The sequence below is a fragment of the Rummeliibacillus pycnus genome (assembly GCF_050459865.1).
GTDB lineage: Bacteria > Bacillota > Bacilli > Bacillales_A > Planococcaceae > Rummeliibacillus > Rummeliibacillus pycnus_B.
The window spans coordinates 16,168-33,715 of sequence record NZ_JBCMNM010000004.1 but is presented as its reverse complement, the minus strand read 5'-3'; the positions used below and the strand labels follow the sequence as shown (position 1 = coordinate 33,715).

The following is a 17,548-nucleotide window of genomic DNA, read 5'->3' as shown; positions in this document are numbered from 1 at the left end:
CGTTCTTAGACTCCGTTCCGCTCGGCGGGGTCTCGTCTAGTCCGTTTTCCCACAGGAGTTTCCGCTAATTCCACTTCTATTAAGATAGCCACTCCAGATTTTTATCATAAAAATTCAGCTGTTTTTACTTTTTCAGTGCCCTTCTAATTTTGTCACAGCTATTTTCCATAGATAGAGATCCAAAATTTAATTGATAAAATCATTTATTTTGACTTTTTAATATCCTCGGTCCTTGAAATATGGATTCTTGCCTTTCCTTTATTGCTAGATAAAAACCCAGCTGATCAGTTTGTCAGCTGGGCCATATTAAGTAACCTATGAAGATTACACATGAATTTAGTTAGTTTCGATTAAACCATACTTACCGTCTTTACGTTTATATACGATATTGGTAGCATCGGATTCAGCATCTGTGAAAATGTAGAAATCATGTCCAAGAAGGTTCATTTGTAAGATTGCTTCCTCTTGATCCATTGGTTTTAAAGCAAATTGTTTTGTACGCACAACTGTTAAATCATCTTCTGCATCAGCTACAGTAGTCGCAGAGTTTTCAGATTGAACAGCAGCGAAATATAGACCCACACCTTCACGGTCACGGAATTTACGATTCACTTTTGTTTTATGTTTACGAATTTGACGTTCTAATTTAGCTGTGATTAAGTCCACTGCTGCATACATATCACCATGACGTTCTTCTGCACGCAATGTTAAGTTTTTCATAGGAATCGTTACTTCCACTTTTGTATTCTTGTCATTGTACACCTTCAGATTAACGTTTGCTGTTGCGCTTAGATCATTATTAAAATAACGTTCTAATTTTTGGATCTTTGACTCAACATACTCTCGAATTGCTGGAGTTACCTCAATGTTTTCACCGCGAATGTTAAATGTTAGCATGTAAACTCCTCCTTTTTTAAACCATACTTACATATTCTACACTTCCCCAAAAACTCCTTCTTAAAACCGAAAAAAAAATTAATTTTTTACGTACTTTTTACAAAATAAAATCACGAATTTTGTCTTTTCTCCTCAAAAACTTCCTTCCATCGTCGTAATTTTAGTTCAGAAATGATTAATTCTTGATGTTCATCCAACATGTTCATATCAATACCATATTGATAACCACCAGCAACCGTCTTCTTCCACCGAACATCTCCCTTTGTATTGATCGGTTTTGTATATAACTTAAATGACAAATCCATCTCCACTTCCCCTTGCTCACAAGGCAAGTTTTCTTCCGTAAAAAGTTTTAATCCACTAGGGCTGATATCAATAATCTTCCCTTGATAATATGTATTCACCCCATCCCTACGGCAATTGTAGGTTACTGGTACCTCATGAATCAAAACATGCCGAAAAGATTCTTTGCGTCGATATTCCACTAATTCCACCTTCTTACTATATATGTATGATACATCCTCTCATTCTAATATCGAATAACAAAAGTAAATATTTAGAAATTTTATTTAATTTGAACAAATTTGTAACTGTTAATAAAAAATATGTATATTTTATATTTCGTGGAAAAGAAAAACCCCTTAAGTTGACTTTATTGTCCAACTTAAGGGGCTATAAATAAGCAGAAAACTTGTAAGTAAATTACATTATCATTAATTGTTTTTATAATTGTTCGATTACATCATATATTGTACGGAAATATTGATAACGTGCTAATATTGTTCGATCAATTAATGACGCTAGTTTGGTTTCTGCACCATCAACGAGTCTTGGTGTGTTTAATTGATCAAATTGATTTTTTAATTCTTTCATTTTATTCGTAATTAAAGTGTTACAAGCACCAGTCGTACTCGTAGATGTATCTGTACATGTACCAACGATATTTCCATTGCTATCTTTTTGGATTTCAGAAGTCCATTGGTCAACTTGTTGAACACCTTTTTCGAAATTTGTTAAATCATTAATAGCCTTTTGAGTTTGAGATGTATTAGATGTACTATCTCCTATATAGTCTTTAAGAATAGCTGCATTTTGAAGATATACTCTCTGTTCTCTTGGCATTACATTTAATGTTTTTTGTGCATCGATAATTCCTTTTACATAGCTTGAAGATTGAGGCTTAATCGCTGCAATTTTTTTATCTAATGCTTGAGCAGCTTTGATATTGTCAATTTCATTTAATAAAGCTTCATGTACATCATCTAACTCAGCTTTAACAATATCTTTTTGGTCTGCTCCTAGTTTGTTATATACCTGAATAGCATTTAAAATTTCAGTACCTATATCTCTTTTTGGGTATTGCTTTTTATAATATCCCGTAGATGCATCATCATCGACGAAACTACTCATATTAGCAGGAGTTACATTTTTTAAAGCCTCCGCTACCGTTACAATTGGTGCATATTTATTATAAATTTTCATGACGTCACTGTCGACTAATGATTTGGCTTTAGAACTTAAAGCTTCATAACTGTCAACAGCTCCTTTAATTATACTATAAGGAATTTTATCCATATTAAGCCAAGCGTTTGGATCATCTTCATTATTTCCAACAATCAATTTTTCAAAAGCCTTCGCTGCATCACTTGGTGTTTTATAAACAGCACTTATTTTAGCTGCTTCAATAGCTGCTTTAGAAGTTACATATCCTTGAGCAGTACTTGATAAGGCATCATAATCTTTGATGACTTTTTTCAAATTGATTACATATTTGTCATCTGTTTTATTTAATGCTTTGAACGCTTTATCTACTTTTTGAGCTGCTTTTATTTCTGTTTCATGTGTTAAAAATTTATAAGTTGAACCATTATCGGTTATTGCTTTTGTTACGATTGCTTTTGGGTCTTTTGCTAGTTTTTTGTAAATCGCAATCGCCTTTAGCATAGCATCAATATCCGCATCCTTATATGTGCTTCCGATGGCTGGAGCTGATGGTGTCAATGTCATAATATCTGCAATAGGCGCATAAGTATTGTATTTTGTTAATACACCTTGATCGATGACAGATAATTGAGCTTCGTTTAACTTGTTATAAAGAGAAACAACATCTGTTATGTCGCTTAATGGACTAGTATTTGATAACTTATTGACTTTGTTTGTGAAATCTTCTATCCCTTTAATTAAATTAGCTGTATCATAACTTGAACTGAAAGCGTTGATATCTTTTTCGTGAATCACATATATTTGAACCGGTCGTCCTGCCTTGTAAAATTTGTAATACAAAGCAATGGCATCTTGAATATAGGTTTTGCTTGATGGTTTTAGCGCTTCATATTCTTTATCGATTTCTTGCGCTTTTAGGAAGTTTTCAATTTCATCATCGCTCATTGGAATAGAAGGATGGACATCGTCTTCTTCATCATGAGGTCCATCATATTTAACGTTATATCGATCTTCGTAATAATGATCGTTTTGTGATTGTGGTGCCTTCTCTAATATAGCAAGTTGTGGTGCATCTAATTGTTGATAGTAATCGATAGCTTTATAGATAGCCTGAATATCTTCTGCATTTGATATTTTAATAGGATTTCCTGTTCTTTTCCCTGAATCTGTATAACCTTTTACAAATGGTGCGTAATAGCTTGCATCTATCTTTCCATCTGTTGTTTGATGACAACGACTTGTATCCTGAAGTGAACCAGTAGCATCTTTACAATAGAAATCATCTTTAACGCTATCGAAGTTTACATTTTCAGCATTAAATAATTTCCCATATAGTACATATATCGTTTTAGCAATATCTTGAATTTTTAAAACTAATGAATATTTACGATAATCTTCCAATATTCCTGGATCAATCAATGTTGATAATGGAATATTATATTTTGCATTGATTTTATTATATTTAATGTTATCATCATAGTATTTTTCAAGGCTACGAACACTTTTAATCGTTGGTGTACCGCCTGATTCACTTACATGAGACATTTGTCTTACTTTCGTTTCAAAATCTCTAGCAATTGTCAATTGGGGTGCATAGCGTGTACCAATTTTATCAAGCTCTGCTTTATTTGCCACATATTTTTGTACAATTGCAGGTGTACGGTCATACATTTTGTAATAGACATCTAATATTTCTAATTCATATTTAGCATCTGTCGGTTTAACCTTTTCATAAGCCTTGTCAATAGCTGCAGCTTCTATAATATATTTTCCATCATAAAGGAATGGGAATTTAGAACGGTCTGCATCATCTATAATCATTTTTGGATCAGGCTTTAATGCATTATAAGCGATCGTTGCCTGTTGAATATACTTTATATCAGTTGGCGTAACAGATGGTGAGTTAACATTCGATTCTTTAATAAGGCTGAGTAATTTAACGACGTTAGAAACAGGTGCGTAATCAGTGTATTTTTTCATGATGGTTTTATCGACTAGATTGCTGACTTTAGGGTTTGTACTGATGTACGTATTATAGTAATCAACCGCACCCTCTACATCTGAAATTACACTTTTTTTACTTAACGCTTTCACTTTATTTTCAAAAGTATCAGCAATATCTTGAGAACCTTTTATATCTGTCAAAAGCCCTTTTATTTTCCCACTATTTACAACATATTTTTGCACATCAGATGAAGCATCATCATATGAATAATAAACTGCTTTAGCATCCTTAGTGTAGGTACTGCTTGATTTTTTCAATTTCAAATACGAACTATCTATTTTTTGTGCCGCTGAGATATTTGCTTCATCTGCTACAATATCTGCGAAAGTAGGATACTTTGAATCCACAATTTGTTTTTGCGGTGTTCCTAATTTTTTGTACGCTTTAATTGCTGACGTAATATTTGCAATTTGATTTGCTGTATAAGGATTAGGAATAGAAGAAGGAATTTTAGCAACTAATTTTAAAACATCTGGTACTTGTGCATAGTCGTTATACGTTTTTAATACGTTTTTGTCGACAAGAGCTAACCACGATGGTTTAGATGAGACTTTATTATATTCAGTTGTTGCTAAACCAATTTTACTGATAGCATCGTCAGCTGTCGTAGCAGTTGGTATTGCATTTACTTTTTCTGTAAAATCCAAAACTTCTTTTTGAGCATCTTTATATTCTGGAAGATTTGGTATATCACTAATCTTCACTGCATTCACCACGAAGCGTTTTACCTCTGGTGTAGCAGTATCATATGTGCTATTCACTTTCAGTAAATCTACAAAATAACTTGGCTTCGCTTTATTTTTTAAAGCTGCTGCATAGCTTTTATCAATCGCTTGTGCGCTTGAAATATTTTTTGTTTCTGAAGTATAACTTTTACCATTTGTGGAAAGTGCATTTTGTACAATGAGTTTTTGGTCTGCACCTAATTTATTGTATTGAGTCAACGTATCAGCTGCTTTTGATACTTCAGTGGCAGTTAAAGAACCCGGTGTTAAAGTTAGCGTAGGTAATGCATTAAAATTTGTAACGATATCTGGTATTGATGAATATTTGTTATAAGTTGTTATAACATTTTTATCTACTAAATCAATCGGTGCCAACGATGGGTAATTGCCAGATACAGAAGAACTAGCAGGACTCTTTGCTTGAATGTTTTTATAATTTGTTACAACATTTAGAACATCACTATTAGTTGAAGAGCCTGTTAATCCATTGACAGCATTAGTAAAGTTATTCTTAGCAGTAATTTGTGCGTCGTAAGCTATCCCAATTTCATTAATTTTATTATCTTGAGGTACAAATTCACTTACTTTAAATGTAGTAACAACGTTATTTTTATCTGTATAAACTTTTGAATTATCCTTTACTGCACTGTAATTATTAAAAACCGTCACTAAATCTTTAGCGTAAGTTTTACTTGCTGGATTTAATGCAGCATATTGTTTTTCAATGTCAGCAGCGTCTTTAACAATATCTTCAAGGGCTAAATATTTATCAAGGTTTGCTTGGGCAACTGGATTATCGCTAATCAGATCTTTTAACAATGATTGTTGAGCACCAGATAATTTTTTATAAGAATTAATGATATTTAAAATGGTTATTCCATCTGGTGTCCCTGTTGACATCAACATCAATTTTTGTGTACCGATGACGTCAGTGTAGTAGCTTAGTTTTTTTAGGGTTGTGCTTGGGACAGCTGCTTTGGTAATGGCGTCTAGGCTATCATATTGTTTTTGTAGAGTTACTGATTTGGTTGTGAAATTTTTTGTGCTTAATGTAGCAACGTTTTTGTTAAACGTATCGATTTTTTTAAGGTATGGCTGAATGTTATTCCAATGTTTTTTGAGTGTTGAATAGTTTGTAACTTTCTTTTTATCCGTTTTAGATAGTTTGTTATAGGCACTCATCGCTGATTTCGTTTTTGCAATGTAATCTGATTTTTTCGGATTGATTGCTTTAATCTGTGCGATTACTGACTTTGCCTTTAAATTAGCATAATAGTTTAACTTTGTAACAGTTGTTTTTGGGACAGCTGAATTCTCAATTCTGTTTAGACTGTCGTATTGTTTTTTGAGTGTTTCAATTTTTGTTGCATAGTTTTTCGAATTTAAGGTTGCAACTTTTTTATTAAGGTAATTAATTTTCTTTAAAGATGGTTGAATTCTACTCCAATGTTTTTGGAGTGCAGCATAGTTAGAGACCATTCTTTTATCATTACTAGATAATTTTTTATAAGCACTAATGGCTGATTTGGTTTTTGCAATATAGTTGGACTTTTTAGGGTTAATCTCATTTATTTTTGCAATTACTGACTTTGCTTTTGAACTAATTTTTTTAGATGAAGTTGTTTTTGCATGTGCCAGCTCTGGATTCGCTGCTGTTATAAGTGTTGGTACGATTAACATAGCGGCTACGCCCATTGAAACGAATGATTTAATACGCACAAGAATCCTCCCTTTTCAATATCTATTATTTTAGCAATCTTTTTCTTAGCTATTGCTAATTGAATTGGTATTATTGAATCTTATTTAAAATATATAAACTTATAATTTTCATATCGGCTTCAGCTATAAAATTTTAAGAGACATAGTAAATTCATGGCATTTTAATTAAAACAACAAAAAAATCCTCACAAAAAGGAACCCCTTTCTGTGAGAACTACTATATTCATGCTACAAATTTTCTTTCACTTCTTGGCGCCTTCGCAATTTTAGCTCTGAAATAATCAGTTCCATCATCACTTCATCAGCTTCTAGATCAATACCATATAAAAATTCATCACCTTGCATTCGTTTCCACTTGATCATACCTTCTACACAAATAGGTTTCGCATATAGTACAAAGTTTAGCTCTACATTTAATGGATGGTCCTCTACCGGTAAACTGACAGGCATTGCAATTCTTGCACCACTTGGGCTCAAGTCTACCAAACGACAAGACTCAGTTTCTACGATTACTTCGTTATCTTCTTTTATAGAAGGAATTTTGCACTCTGCCGTCACATTTCGTTCAAGTGCATGGCGAAAGGATTCCTTACGTTTAAATTTCATATTTTCTCCTCCTTCATTGATAAGAATTTTCAAATTATATAACATGTTAACTGTGAAAAATATATAATCTAGCTGAATTTCATATTTGTTTTCTAGTTGAAAAATAAGGATTTTTCTTTAATATTTATTCTAATAATTTTAATAAGATTTCAATCATTGTATGTAGTACACATAGCATTTTCCAGCAGGATATGAAAGAACTTCACTGAATTCACATCGCACGAAGGAAATGCCAATGTATTTGAGGACTCACCGTCTTTAGCTTTTAGACTCTACTCTTCTATTAAACAATATATAATATTTATTTTAAACTGCATAATTGAACAATTTCTAAAATATGGGGTAGTCATATGTATATTGATCAACTCATTAGCTATCTTTCATTGATTTGTAGCTATTATAAAATAGTATATATTCGATATGTAAAACCCCTAATCCATTAAGACTAGGGGGGGAATCGATGTGAGCAAATCATAAGCTATTTTACTATTACTCTAATATTGTTTGTCATTTCTCTGCAAAACACCTTATAATTTCTTCCATCAGCACTACTATTTTGCACGGCATTTTAGAAATGATAAGATTTAGATTATTTTAAATACAGGCAACCCTAAAGTATTATCTACCTCTAAATGAAGTTCTCCTAGAACTATTTCATACTTTGATTTCTTATCAGAAATTTTATATAGAGGATTTTCTAATGTTAAAGCAAAAGAAAATAACTCCAAAAAATCTGCATTTAAGCCATGAGTGTTAGATTTATATTTTATATTATCCACATCTTATCATTTTCACCTTGAAAAGCTAGAATTTGAGCCATATTATTATAACTTTGATATAACGATTTTAGATTTAATCTACTCGCATCTTTTAATATTTTTTTAGCTATGTAATCAAATTTTACTACAAGAGTTAATTTATTTACTTTTTGGCCTAAAATTCTATTATGTGATAAGTATACTGGCTGAGTCCATGCAGAATTATCAATTATGAATGAAAATAAATATGGATCGAGTATATTACATAAATGCAATAAATACGCTCCATGAGAATGTCCATATCCAATTATTCTATTTTCATTAAATTTCAAATCATTATCAGCCATTATAATTTTAACAGATTCTATTGCAGTTATAATATCAATGGCTTGCATATAACTCATATCATTGAATTCTTCTAAGTCCTCATTTATATTTGCTAGCACATGCAACTCTATATCTTTACTTGAAAGTATATTTAATAAGTTTGATGGTTTTTCTTTTATCATTCGTAACTCATTCTCTGAAAGAAGTGATTCTATAAATTTAGTATCTTGTACATTAAAACTTTCAGCAGATTGCATATATTTACTTCCAAAATATTCACATTGAATAGTTATTAAATTGTATTTATCTGCCATTACCTCTCTCATTTTTTTATAAACCTTAGAATCAATATTTCCTCCGAAGCCAGGTACAAATACAACCAATCCTGTCTCTTCATTTACTCCATTCTGTGGAGTGGAAAAATCAATTCTTAATTCTCTATTAGAAGTGCCTGTATAAATATTTTGATGTGCAGGAATATTTATACTATATTGTTCAGCCATTAATACTTCTCCTTCCAAAATTGCTCATCTCTATAAACGCTAGGAATAATGTTAAAAGCCCTAGTAAAAACAAATTAGCTTTTACCAGAGCATTTAAGTACCCCTTATATTTTTACCAGTTATTTTCTTCCATCGAAATAAGTACCATCCATGACACGAACACTAGCATAAGGATCGACGTATCGGCGCTCAGATGTTTTTGATTTTTGCAGATTCTTTATATCTTGTGCAATCTCATCTTTTGCTTTTTGCAAGTGATCACGTATACCTTTGTCAAGCTCACGTAACTGCTTTTCAAAAGGATGCCCAGGTAACGGATTCACTTTTAGCTGTTGTAATTGCTCAATAATTGATCCACGCTTGTCTAAATAATCATCCATTTTCTTGATATAGTCATCGCGCTCTTTATCTGGAGGAAGTTTTGTTAAGTGCTTATATAGTTGGGCTGAAACTTGTAATAACTCTTGAAGTAGATCCATTAAAATTGATCTCCGACATACTGTTTTTGGCGATTAATCTTAATAACTTCTTTCCAAGTGTCACGGAATTCGGTTACCAATCCTTCTACTTCATCTAAAATAGCAGAATCATTTTTAATATTAGCATCTGTTAAACGACGATGCATATATTCGTATAAAGTGAACATTTCTTTTGAAATTGAAATATCCATATTTAATGTAGCCATTAATTCTGAAATAATAGCTTGTGCTTTTTGAATATTTTTGTTTCGATTTTGAATATCTTTGGCTTCTATCGCCTTTTTCCCTTGATGGATAAATTTGATACAACCATTGTAAAGCATTAATGTCAGTTCGCCTGGGGACGCGGTCGTAACACTGTTTTGTTTGTAAGCATTGTATGCTTGCTGTACTGACAAATTGAACAACTCCTTTTATATAAAACCCAAAATACTTACTTAATTATCCTTGTGAGAAAATAGATGATTGGCTATTTGCTCTTTGAATCGCTTTCTCCATTGCAGAGAATTGATTCCAATAACGTTCCTCGATATCATTTAAGCGATCTTTCCAATCGGAAATTTTTGTATCTAAATCAGAAATTGTTCGTCCTAATGAATACGATTTTTCTGATATCGATGTTGCCTTACCTGCAGTTACTTCAATATTCTTTACAGCTGTTTGAGAAGCTGTACGCATTTTAGCAACGATTCCTTCTTGACCTGCAGCACTATCCCCTGTAAAGATGCGTGAAACAATTTCTGGGTCTTTTTCAAGAGCAGCACGTAATTTGTCTTCATCAATTTCTAATTTACCATTTTCAGTCCATGTTTTTGATGTTGTAATACCAATATTATACAGAGTATCTCCTGTTTTACCACCATATTGTGATAAATCTGTACGCATTGAAGAAAGGGCAGAATTGATACTTGGATCGCCTTTTAATAAACCAGCTTTTGCTTTTTCTTCCCATTTCGCAATCTCATCAGTTGTCATTTCAGCCTTTTGAGCATCTGTAAGAGGCGAATAAGTAACATTTTTCTTTTGTGTTACACGAGTATTTAAATCTTTAATAAATCCATTATAAGTATCAACAAACTCTTTTACTTTATCAACAATAGAGTCTGCATTTGTTGTTGAACTTACAGTTACTGCTGTGCCAGGTGTAAATGTACCATCATCAGCATAGCTTCCTAGATCTCCGGTAGCTGTAATTGTATAACCAGCTATATTAAATATATTAGATTTTTGCTCGTAGGTTACACCATTTACAGTTAATTTTGCATTTGTACCACCATCAGCTAAGCTTACTTCTTCAGCTGTATCAGTAATTCCTGTTACACCTAGTGCAGTAAATAAAGCATTACCTTGTCCTACATTTTTATCTGCAAGTAAACTTACTTCTGCTTTATCTCCATCTCGAGTCCCTGTGTTATTAGCTGAAATATTCAATTGACCATTGTTAAAAATTGCTGTTACTCCAGCACCAGATGAATTAATTTTTGAAATGATTGAATCGATTGTATCTGTATTTTTAAATTCAATTGTTGTATCTTTTGTTGTTCCATCTTCTTTTATAGCACGTAATGTGAATTTATTTGTATTTGTCGAGTTTGTCCCTAGTAATTCACCAACAGTATTTGAACCTTTTAAAGCAGTTCCTGCTGAAGACACATCTGAAGAATATATTGTATCTCCACTTAAAGAACCAAGTACATTATTAAATGTAAATGGAGAGCTATCTACGCTAAATTGTGCATTACTACTAGAAGATAAAGTAATGGAACCGTCTTTCAACGTTGCATTTAAACCCGTTTCCTTATTGATCTTAGATAGTACTGAATCTAAAGTATCATCAGCATTATAAGAAACTTCTTTTGTAGCACCATTCACTGTAAATGTCATTGTTCCTGGCGAACTAACACCTACTAATTCAGACATTTTAACTGTTCCTGTAGCAACTGTACCATCAGCTAATTTTAATTGAGAAGATTTTTGATTAATTTGTAAAGGTACTACTTTATTTGAAAAACTAATTGGAGATGATGCACCATCAACAACAATGGATTTTTTGTCACTAGAAGACAAAGTGATTACACCGTCTGCTAAACCAACACTTAGTCCAGTTTCTTTGTTAATTTTCGTCATAAAAGAACTTAACGTATCATCTTTCGTATAAGCAACTTGTTTTACTTCTCCACCCACAGTAATCTTCATTGTTCCATCTGCAGAAACTCCTAAATCTGATAACTTACTTGAAGTTGTTGCAGTAGTTCCATCAGAAACTAATGTTAATTTGGAAGATTGTTGATTTGTTTTCGCATTAAAGCCTAATTGATTTAAACTTGCAATGGTGTTACTTTGTTCTGTATCGTCAGCGAAAGGTGTTGCATTATCTTTTGCAGAGATACTTAATTTACCATTATAAATACTAGCTTGATAACCTTTAGTATCTAATACATTTATCACATCTTTTAAAGAATTATCTGTTGTAAATGTTTGCCCAAAAATATTAAGATTAGCTACATCTAACCCTTGTATAGTACCTAATTTTGTATCTTCTGTTACACGTACTTGTTTAACATTTCCACTATTATAATTATTATTTGCAGATGTGGCTTGTTGTGAACCAGTAATACTTAAATTCCCGTTAGCATTTGGAGTAGCAATTACTGATATTGCATTGGAAGGAGAAACATTAACTGTTTTTGAATTCCAATTGCTATTTTTACCATAATTGTCAAATAAACCTTGTTGGAAACTTGTTAGTGTTGTATTCACTTCACGATATGCGTCACGTTTCCATTCATATTTTTGCTTTTGTTGCTGAAGTTTTTCCATTTGAGCACTTTCAGCTTTCATTAGCTTTTCCATGATAGAATCGATATCCATACCAGATACTAGACCACTGATTTTATTTTTATGTTGCAAATAAGAATAAGCTACTTTTGAACTACTATTTGTGTTATTTACTGAAGTCATAAATTTTCCTCCTTAATTATGCTTGTGTATCAAATATTTTCCCTACTAATTTTTGCATTTCATAATAAGCATCAAGTAATTCCTTTGGTGGAATTTCTTTTATAACTTCTTGTGTTTTTGCATCAACAACCTCTACATAATAACGATCAAGTTCTTTATGGAAGACAAATTTTGAATTTTTTTGACTATACTCCATAAATTCATTTAATTTATTGACCGCTGTTTGATAAGCTTGTTTCGTAGGGTGTCCATTTTCATCTGTCATTTCTGATACTTGATATTTTTCTGAATCATTTTGAAGATGCTCAACAGTGGAAGAATTATTATTTCCAACAAATTGTATTTTTTTTGAGTTCTCACTAAAAGTAACTTTCATTGATATCAATCCTCCTGAACTAATAATCACTTACTTATTTTATCGGAGGAGATTGTCGCTTTTATAGCAATCTAACATATTGTCTAATGTATTTTATATGTATCTTGGCACGTTAGCTAAAAGTATACTTTCCTTCAATCATCTTTCTACTCTGAATAGATAATTGATTACAATTTTTGTTACTCACTTTTTAAGTAATAACTCACATATATCAAAATCTAAATATGTATCAATATCCTGGGAGTGTAAATCATCCATAACATACCCAATTGTTTCTGTTGTAATAAGTGATTTATTGGACAAGAGATGTTTAGTAGAATTTATATAAATTGCACCATTTAAGACATAAGTTTTAGGTAATAGTTGTCTTCTTGAAATGTTTAAATCAGATACATCAATAAAATTCTTTAATTGTGATTTAGTATCATCCAATGTATATGTCCAATATGGACTTTCAGTAGATTCTTTTACACTCACACAGGAAAGAGCTTGTGAATCAAGCATCCTTTCAATAGCACAATCTATATCTTCTGCTGTTCTTAAAGGGGATGTTGGCTGTAATAAAATGACATAATCATATCCTGGACATTGTTCAATCGCATGTAATACTGGTAATACTCCAGGCGTATCATCCTCTGCTAAGCTTTTAGGGCGAATAAAAGGTACTTCACAACCATATTGTTGTGCAACTTTAATAATTTCCTCGTCTTCAGACGATAAAATTATTCGAGAAATGTATTTTGATTGTTTAGCAGCTTCTATAGTCCATGCAATTAAAGGTTTTCCTGCTATTAGCTTTATATTTTTTCTTGGTATTCCTTTAGATCCTCCTCTTGCAGGTATGACCGCCAGAAAAGTTGGTCGATTATTCAAATACACTCATCCCTTTACTCATTTCTGCATTAGCTTTTTCATAATCAGCAATTCTTCCGATATCAAGCCAATATTCTCTTACTGGAAAAGCAGTTGTATTTTCTTCTTGCTCAATCAGTTCATTAAAAAGATTTGGCATATCAAAAAATTGATCTTTTGGAATGACATCCAAAACTTCTGGATTTAAAATATAGATTCCTGCATTTACAAAGTTCTTATGTACCGGCTTTTCTTTAATAGAAATTAAATTTTGCCCATTTGTCTCTATTACACCAAATGGAATTTGATATTCATACTCTCTGACACACATTGTTGCAACAGAATGATTTTCCTCATGAAAATGTAATAACTGTTCAAAATTCACCTGTGTTAAGAGGTCTGCATTCATAACAAAAAAAGGTTCCATCGGTTTATGTTTTAATAATGATAAGGCTCCAGCAGTTCCCATCCTTTTTTCCTCTTCGATATATTCAATATTCACGCCAAATGCAGAGCCATCTTGAAAATAATTTTGAATAACCTCTTTCTTGTAATTCACACAAATAATAAAGTTTACAAACCCATGATTTTTAAATCCTTCAATAATTGTTTCTAAAATTGGTTTACTCCCTACATTCAGCATTGGTTTAGGAGTATGATCAGTTAGAGGGCGTAATCTTGTACCTAGCCCCCCTGCCATCAATACAACAAAATTTGTTTTATATTGTGTCGCATTTAGTTCATCTGAGAAAATAATATTTACTAATTTATTTGTATGATCGATTATAGGTAATTGTCTTAGCTTCTTTTCTTTTAGTAAGTTTACATTTTGGTGATAAGATTTATCAGAGGATGAAATAATAGGTTGACAATTCATAACTAAATCAACTTCGTCATTAAGACTTATACCGTTTAATAACCCTCTACGAATATCTCCATCAGTTACTGTTCCTAATAAATGTAAATTCTCGTCAACAACAACAGCAAATTGTAACGAAGAATTATCAATAATTCTCATAGTCTCAAGTATCGAGGTTTTTGTATTCACTAGTGTTTGTTTCCATATTTTCAATGTACTTCACTTCCTTTGCAGGTATCCCCATTACTACTTTTTCTGGTGCTACATCTTTTACGACAACTGCACCTGCGCCAACCATTGCATGATGTCCAATATTAATATTCTGAATAATCTTCGCTCCAGTTCCAATATGTGAGAATTCTTCAATATGAACATTCCCCGACATCACTACACCAGGAGCAATATGGATACTTCTTTCAATCATGCAATCATGCTCAACAATAGAACCCGTATTAATCACACTTATCTCTTTTATAATCGACCTTGGTTGTATAATCGCACCTGCCATAATCTGTACACCTTCAGCTATAAATGCATTATTCGCGATTATGGCTGAAGGGTGTATACAAGTTGCAAAAGTAAATCCTTTATTCTTAAAGAAATTAAATAAATCCATTCGAAACTCAGAGGGCTTTAAACTTCCTATTCCCAGAACTAATTCAACCGATTCTGGTGAATACTGTTTAACAATTGAGATATCATCTCCAAGGTACTTTAAGCCATATGTGTTTGCTTCTTTTTTTGATGCTGTATACCCAAGAATTTCTCTTTGTTTAGCTATTAAAATATCTGTAAGAACGGCAGCATGACCACCATTACCTAATATAATTATCGGCTTATTCATCAATTAATTCATCCTGTTCATAATTTTTACTAGACTTTTTGCCTAATAAAGACCAATACGAATCGGGTGACATACCATCTCCAGGTCGTTTAACATCTAAATTTTTTGCAGTAAAAATTTCACCCTTTGTAATATTTGAAGTAGCTACTAAACTTTTTCTAGCTGCTTGCTTGTTTTTCAGTTCAACATCAGCAGGTTTTTTTACTCCTGTACCTAAAGATAATTCCACATCTCGAATACTTTTGATCATTTCTGTTAATTCAAAAGGTTCTAAAGAAGCAATATGATCTGGTCCCTCCATTGTTCTATCAAGGGTAAAATGCTTTTCTATAACTGTTGCACCTAATGCTACTGCAGCAATTGGTACCGAAATACCTTTTGAATGATCTGAAAAACCAATTTGTAAACCTGTTTCTTCTTTTAAATGATTCATTGCTTTTAAGTTAACTGTTTCAAAGGGAGCAGGATATTCTGTTGTGCAATGTAGAATCGTAATGTATTTTTTTAAAATAGCCTTTGCTTCGTGACTACTATAGAATTTATGTACTTCATGGATATCAACTGGTTCAGATGGAAATGCTAAACCATATGCTATAAACCGAAGTGCTGTATGTATTTCTTCTATGTTAGCCATACCTGTTGATATAATGATTTTTGGTCGCTTGGTTGCAATATAATGGATAAATGGCGAATTAGTTAATTCCCCTGATGGTATTTTCATTGTTTCTAGCCCTAGCGTATCAATTAAAAAATCTACACTTTCATAATCAAAAGGTGTCGATAAAAATTCTATATCTAAATCGTCGCAATACTGTTTCAAATCAGCAAACTCTTGATAAGTCAATTCTAATGATTTCAGCATTTCGAATTGTGAAGATGATTCTCCTAGATTTTCAATTTGATACTCTGCTTGTTTTGCTGTCTTCGTAACTAGATTTTCAGCTTTAAACGTTTGAAATTTTACCGCATCGGCTTTTGCTTTCTTTGCAGCATCCACTAATTTCTTTGCTAAATAAAAAGAGCCATTATGATTGACTCCTGCTTCAGCAATTATATAAGTATGTGTCATAAATCATAAAACTCCTTTTGAACTTTATAATGTTCTTTTGTTTTTAATATGTCATTGATTAAATCTGATGATTCACCGTTACCAAAAATATGTTCAAAAGATTTACTATATTTCAACGCCTTTTTAATAGCATTTTCAATGTCAGTAGAGTCGATTTTTGTATTAATAACCGAGTTAGGACATTCTCTTCCTTTTTGACGACTTCCAATGTTTACGGTAGGTGTCTCCAAATATGGCGCTTCAATTAATCCACTAGAGGAGTTTCCAATTACAACATCGGCATATTTTAGTGAACTTAAATAGCGCAGCTGACCTAATGAATCAAATAGTTTAGCATTGGTATGCTGTGCTACAAATTCTTGAATAGATTGATTGATATATCTTCCACCGTTATCGGCATTTGCTTTTGTAAAAACCATATTTGCGTTAAACGTCTTTAGAGCATTTAATAACTCATGAATCCCATTTGTTTCTCCATTTGTTTCTGGATGATATGTTATTAAAAACATACTATTATTTTCGTCCAAACCTAAATTATCATAAACTTCTTTTTTAGTTAAATACTCCATCTTATATATTTGTTCAATTCCCATTGCACCTACATTAAATACTCTATTTGGATTCTCGCCCAATTGAATTACCCGTTTCTGGTGTGACTCCGTACTAGTAAAATGCCATGTAGCCATCTTTGTAATTGAATGTCTAATTGCATCATCATATGCACCAAATGTATTTTCTCCCCCATGAACATGTGCAATAGGTATTTGCATTATTAAAGCCGTCTGAGCTACAGCAAGCATTTCATACCTATCCCCTAAAATAATCAGTAAATCCGGGAGTAAACGTTCAAAAGCCGTAGCAAATCCAATGGTTGCAAGACCCATTGATTTCACTACAGCTATTGGAGTATCCGACGATAAAAGCATTTCTACTTTTTCATCAATATAAAAACCATCTTCCTCTATTTGATGATAAGTAAGTCCAAATTCAGGAGATAAATGGGTACCTGTCGCTACTATTTGTAATTCAAATAAATCCTCTTTTTGGATTTTTCTCATTAAATTTCTAAGCAAACCGTACTCTGCTCGTGTTCCAGTTACAACACAAATTTTCCGTTTCTCCATC

The 17,548-nt window shown here is 32.2% G+C and carries 15 protein-coding genes; all 15 read right to left on the bottom strand.

Annotated features, from left to right (window positions below; all coding sequences use genetic code 11):
- Positions 1–336: 336 nt before the first annotated feature.
- Complete coding sequence (gene hpf, locus ABE048_RS00705) at positions 337–897, bottom strand: ribosome hibernation-promoting factor, HPF/YfiA family (protein ID WP_430308564.1); 561 nt, start codon at positions 895–897, stop codon at positions 337–339.
- Between the two features lie 110 nt (positions 898–1,007).
- Positions 1,008–1,382 (bottom strand): PilZ domain-containing protein, encoded by a 375-nt coding sequence (locus ABE048_RS00700; RefSeq protein ID WP_430308563.1) that lies wholly within the window; start codon positions 1,380–1,382, stop codon positions 1,008–1,010.
- Positions 1,383–1,620: 238 nt separating this feature from the next.
- The gene (locus tag ABE048_RS00695; RefSeq protein WP_430308562.1) at positions 1,621–6,789 is read right to left on the bottom strand and encodes a hypothetical protein; all 5,169 of its coding nucleotides are present in this window, start codon (positions 6,787–6,789) and stop codon (positions 1,621–1,623) included.
- Positions 6,790–7,017: 228 nt separating this feature from the next.
- A complete protein-coding gene (locus ABE048_RS00690) occupies positions 7,018–7,395 on the bottom strand; it encodes a PilZ domain-containing protein (protein ID WP_430308561.1) in 378 nt (125 codons plus the stop codon).
- Positions 7,396–7,979: 584 nt separating this feature from the next.
- Positions 7,980–8,174: a hypothetical protein gene (locus tag ABE048_RS00685; RefSeq protein WP_430308560.1), complete on the bottom strand. Its 195-nt coding sequence runs from the start codon at positions 8,172–8,174 to the stop codon at positions 7,980–7,982.
- Complete coding sequence (locus ABE048_RS00680) at positions 8,162–8,983, bottom strand: DUF2920 family protein (RefSeq protein ID WP_430308559.1); 822 nt, start codon at positions 8,981–8,983, stop codon at positions 8,162–8,164. Before ABE048_RS00680 ends, ABE048_RS00685 begins: the two co-directional genes overlap by 13 nt.
- 119 nt (positions 8,984–9,102) lie before the next feature.
- The gene (locus ABE048_RS00675) at positions 9,103–9,462 is read right to left on the bottom strand and encodes a flagellar protein FliT (RefSeq protein WP_430308558.1); all 360 of its coding nucleotides are present in this window, start codon (positions 9,460–9,462) and stop codon (positions 9,103–9,105) included.
- The gene (gene fliS / locus ABE048_RS00670) at positions 9,462–9,860 is read right to left on the bottom strand and encodes a flagellar export chaperone FliS (RefSeq protein ID WP_430308557.1); all 399 of its coding nucleotides are present in this window, start codon (positions 9,858–9,860) and stop codon (positions 9,462–9,464) included. The genes ABE048_RS00675 and fliS overlap by 1 nt, the downstream gene beginning before the upstream one ends.
- A 43-nt stretch (positions 9,861–9,903) precedes the next feature.
- Positions 9,904–12,423, bottom strand: a complete 2,520-nt coding sequence (gene fliD / locus ABE048_RS00665) for a flagellar filament capping protein FliD (protein ID WP_430308556.1) — start codon at positions 12,421–12,423, stop codon at positions 9,904–9,906.
- Between the two features lie 16 nt (positions 12,424–12,439).
- Positions 12,440–12,799, bottom strand: a complete 360-nt coding sequence (locus tag ABE048_RS00660) for a flagellar protein FlaG (protein ID WP_430308555.1) — start codon at positions 12,797–12,799, stop codon at positions 12,440–12,442.
- A 183-nt stretch (positions 12,800–12,982) separates the two neighbouring features.
- Complete coding sequence (locus ABE048_RS00655) at positions 12,983–13,678, bottom strand: cytidylyltransferase domain-containing protein (RefSeq protein WP_430308554.1); 696 nt, start codon at positions 13,676–13,678, stop codon at positions 12,983–12,985.
- Positions 13,665–14,723 carry a nucleotidyltransferase family protein gene (locus ABE048_RS00650; RefSeq protein ID WP_430308553.1) on the bottom strand — a complete coding sequence of 353 codons (1,059 nt, stop codon included), beginning with the start codon at positions 14,721–14,723 and terminating at the stop codon, positions 13,665–13,667. The genes ABE048_RS00655 and ABE048_RS00650 overlap by 14 nt, the downstream gene beginning before the upstream one ends.
- On the bottom strand, positions 14,674–15,354 hold the full coding sequence (locus ABE048_RS00645) for an acetyltransferase (RefSeq protein ID WP_430308552.1): 681 nt from the start codon (positions 15,352–15,354) through the stop codon (positions 14,674–14,676). The genes ABE048_RS00650 and ABE048_RS00645 overlap by 50 nt, the downstream gene beginning before the upstream one ends.
- Positions 15,347–16,423 carry an N-acetylneuraminate synthase gene (gene neuB, locus ABE048_RS00640; protein ID WP_430308551.1) on the bottom strand — a complete coding sequence of 359 codons (1,077 nt, stop codon included), beginning with the start codon at positions 16,421–16,423 and terminating at the stop codon, positions 15,347–15,349. Before neuB ends, ABE048_RS00645 begins: the two co-directional genes overlap by 8 nt.
- On the bottom strand, positions 16,420–17,547 hold the full coding sequence (gene neuC, locus ABE048_RS00635; RefSeq protein WP_430308550.1) for a UDP-N-acetylglucosamine 2-epimerase: 1,128 nt from the start codon (positions 17,545–17,547) through the stop codon (positions 16,420–16,422). The genes neuB and neuC overlap by 4 nt, the downstream gene beginning before the upstream one ends.
- Between the last annotated feature and the right edge of the window lies 1 nt (position 17,548).

Coding starts and splice junctions, on each gene's coding strand:
- hpf (WP_430308564.1), bottom strand. CDS start 897: ATGCTAACATTTAACATTCGCGGTGAAAACATTGAGGTAACTCCAGCA.
- ABE048_RS00690 (WP_430308561.1), bottom strand. CDS start 7,395: ATGAAATTTAAACGTAAGGAATCCTTTCGCCATGCACTTGAACGAAAT.
- ABE048_RS00680 (WP_430308559.1), bottom strand. CDS start 8,983: ATGGCTGAACAATATAGTATAAATATTCCTGCACATCAAAATATTTAT.
- ABE048_RS00675 (WP_430308558.1), bottom strand. CDS start 9,462: ATGGATCTACTTCAAGAGTTATTACAAGTTTCAGCCCAACTATATAAG.
- fliD (WP_430308556.1), bottom strand. CDS start 12,423: ATGACTTCAGTAAATAACACAAATAGTAGTTCAAAAGTAGCTTATTCT.
- ABE048_RS00660 (WP_430308555.1), bottom strand. CDS start 12,799: ATGAAAGTTACTTTTAGTGAGAACTCAAAAAAAATACAATTTGTTGGA.
- ABE048_RS00645 (WP_430308552.1), bottom strand. CDS start 15,354: ATGAATAAGCCGATAATTATATTAGGTAATGGTGGTCATGCTGCCGTT.
- neuB (WP_430308551.1), bottom strand. CDS start 16,423: ATGACACATACTTATATAATTGCTGAAGCAGGAGTCAATCATAATGGC.
- neuC (WP_430308550.1), bottom strand. CDS start 17,547: ATGGAGAAACGGAAAATTTGTGTTGTAACTGGAACACGAGCAGAGTAC.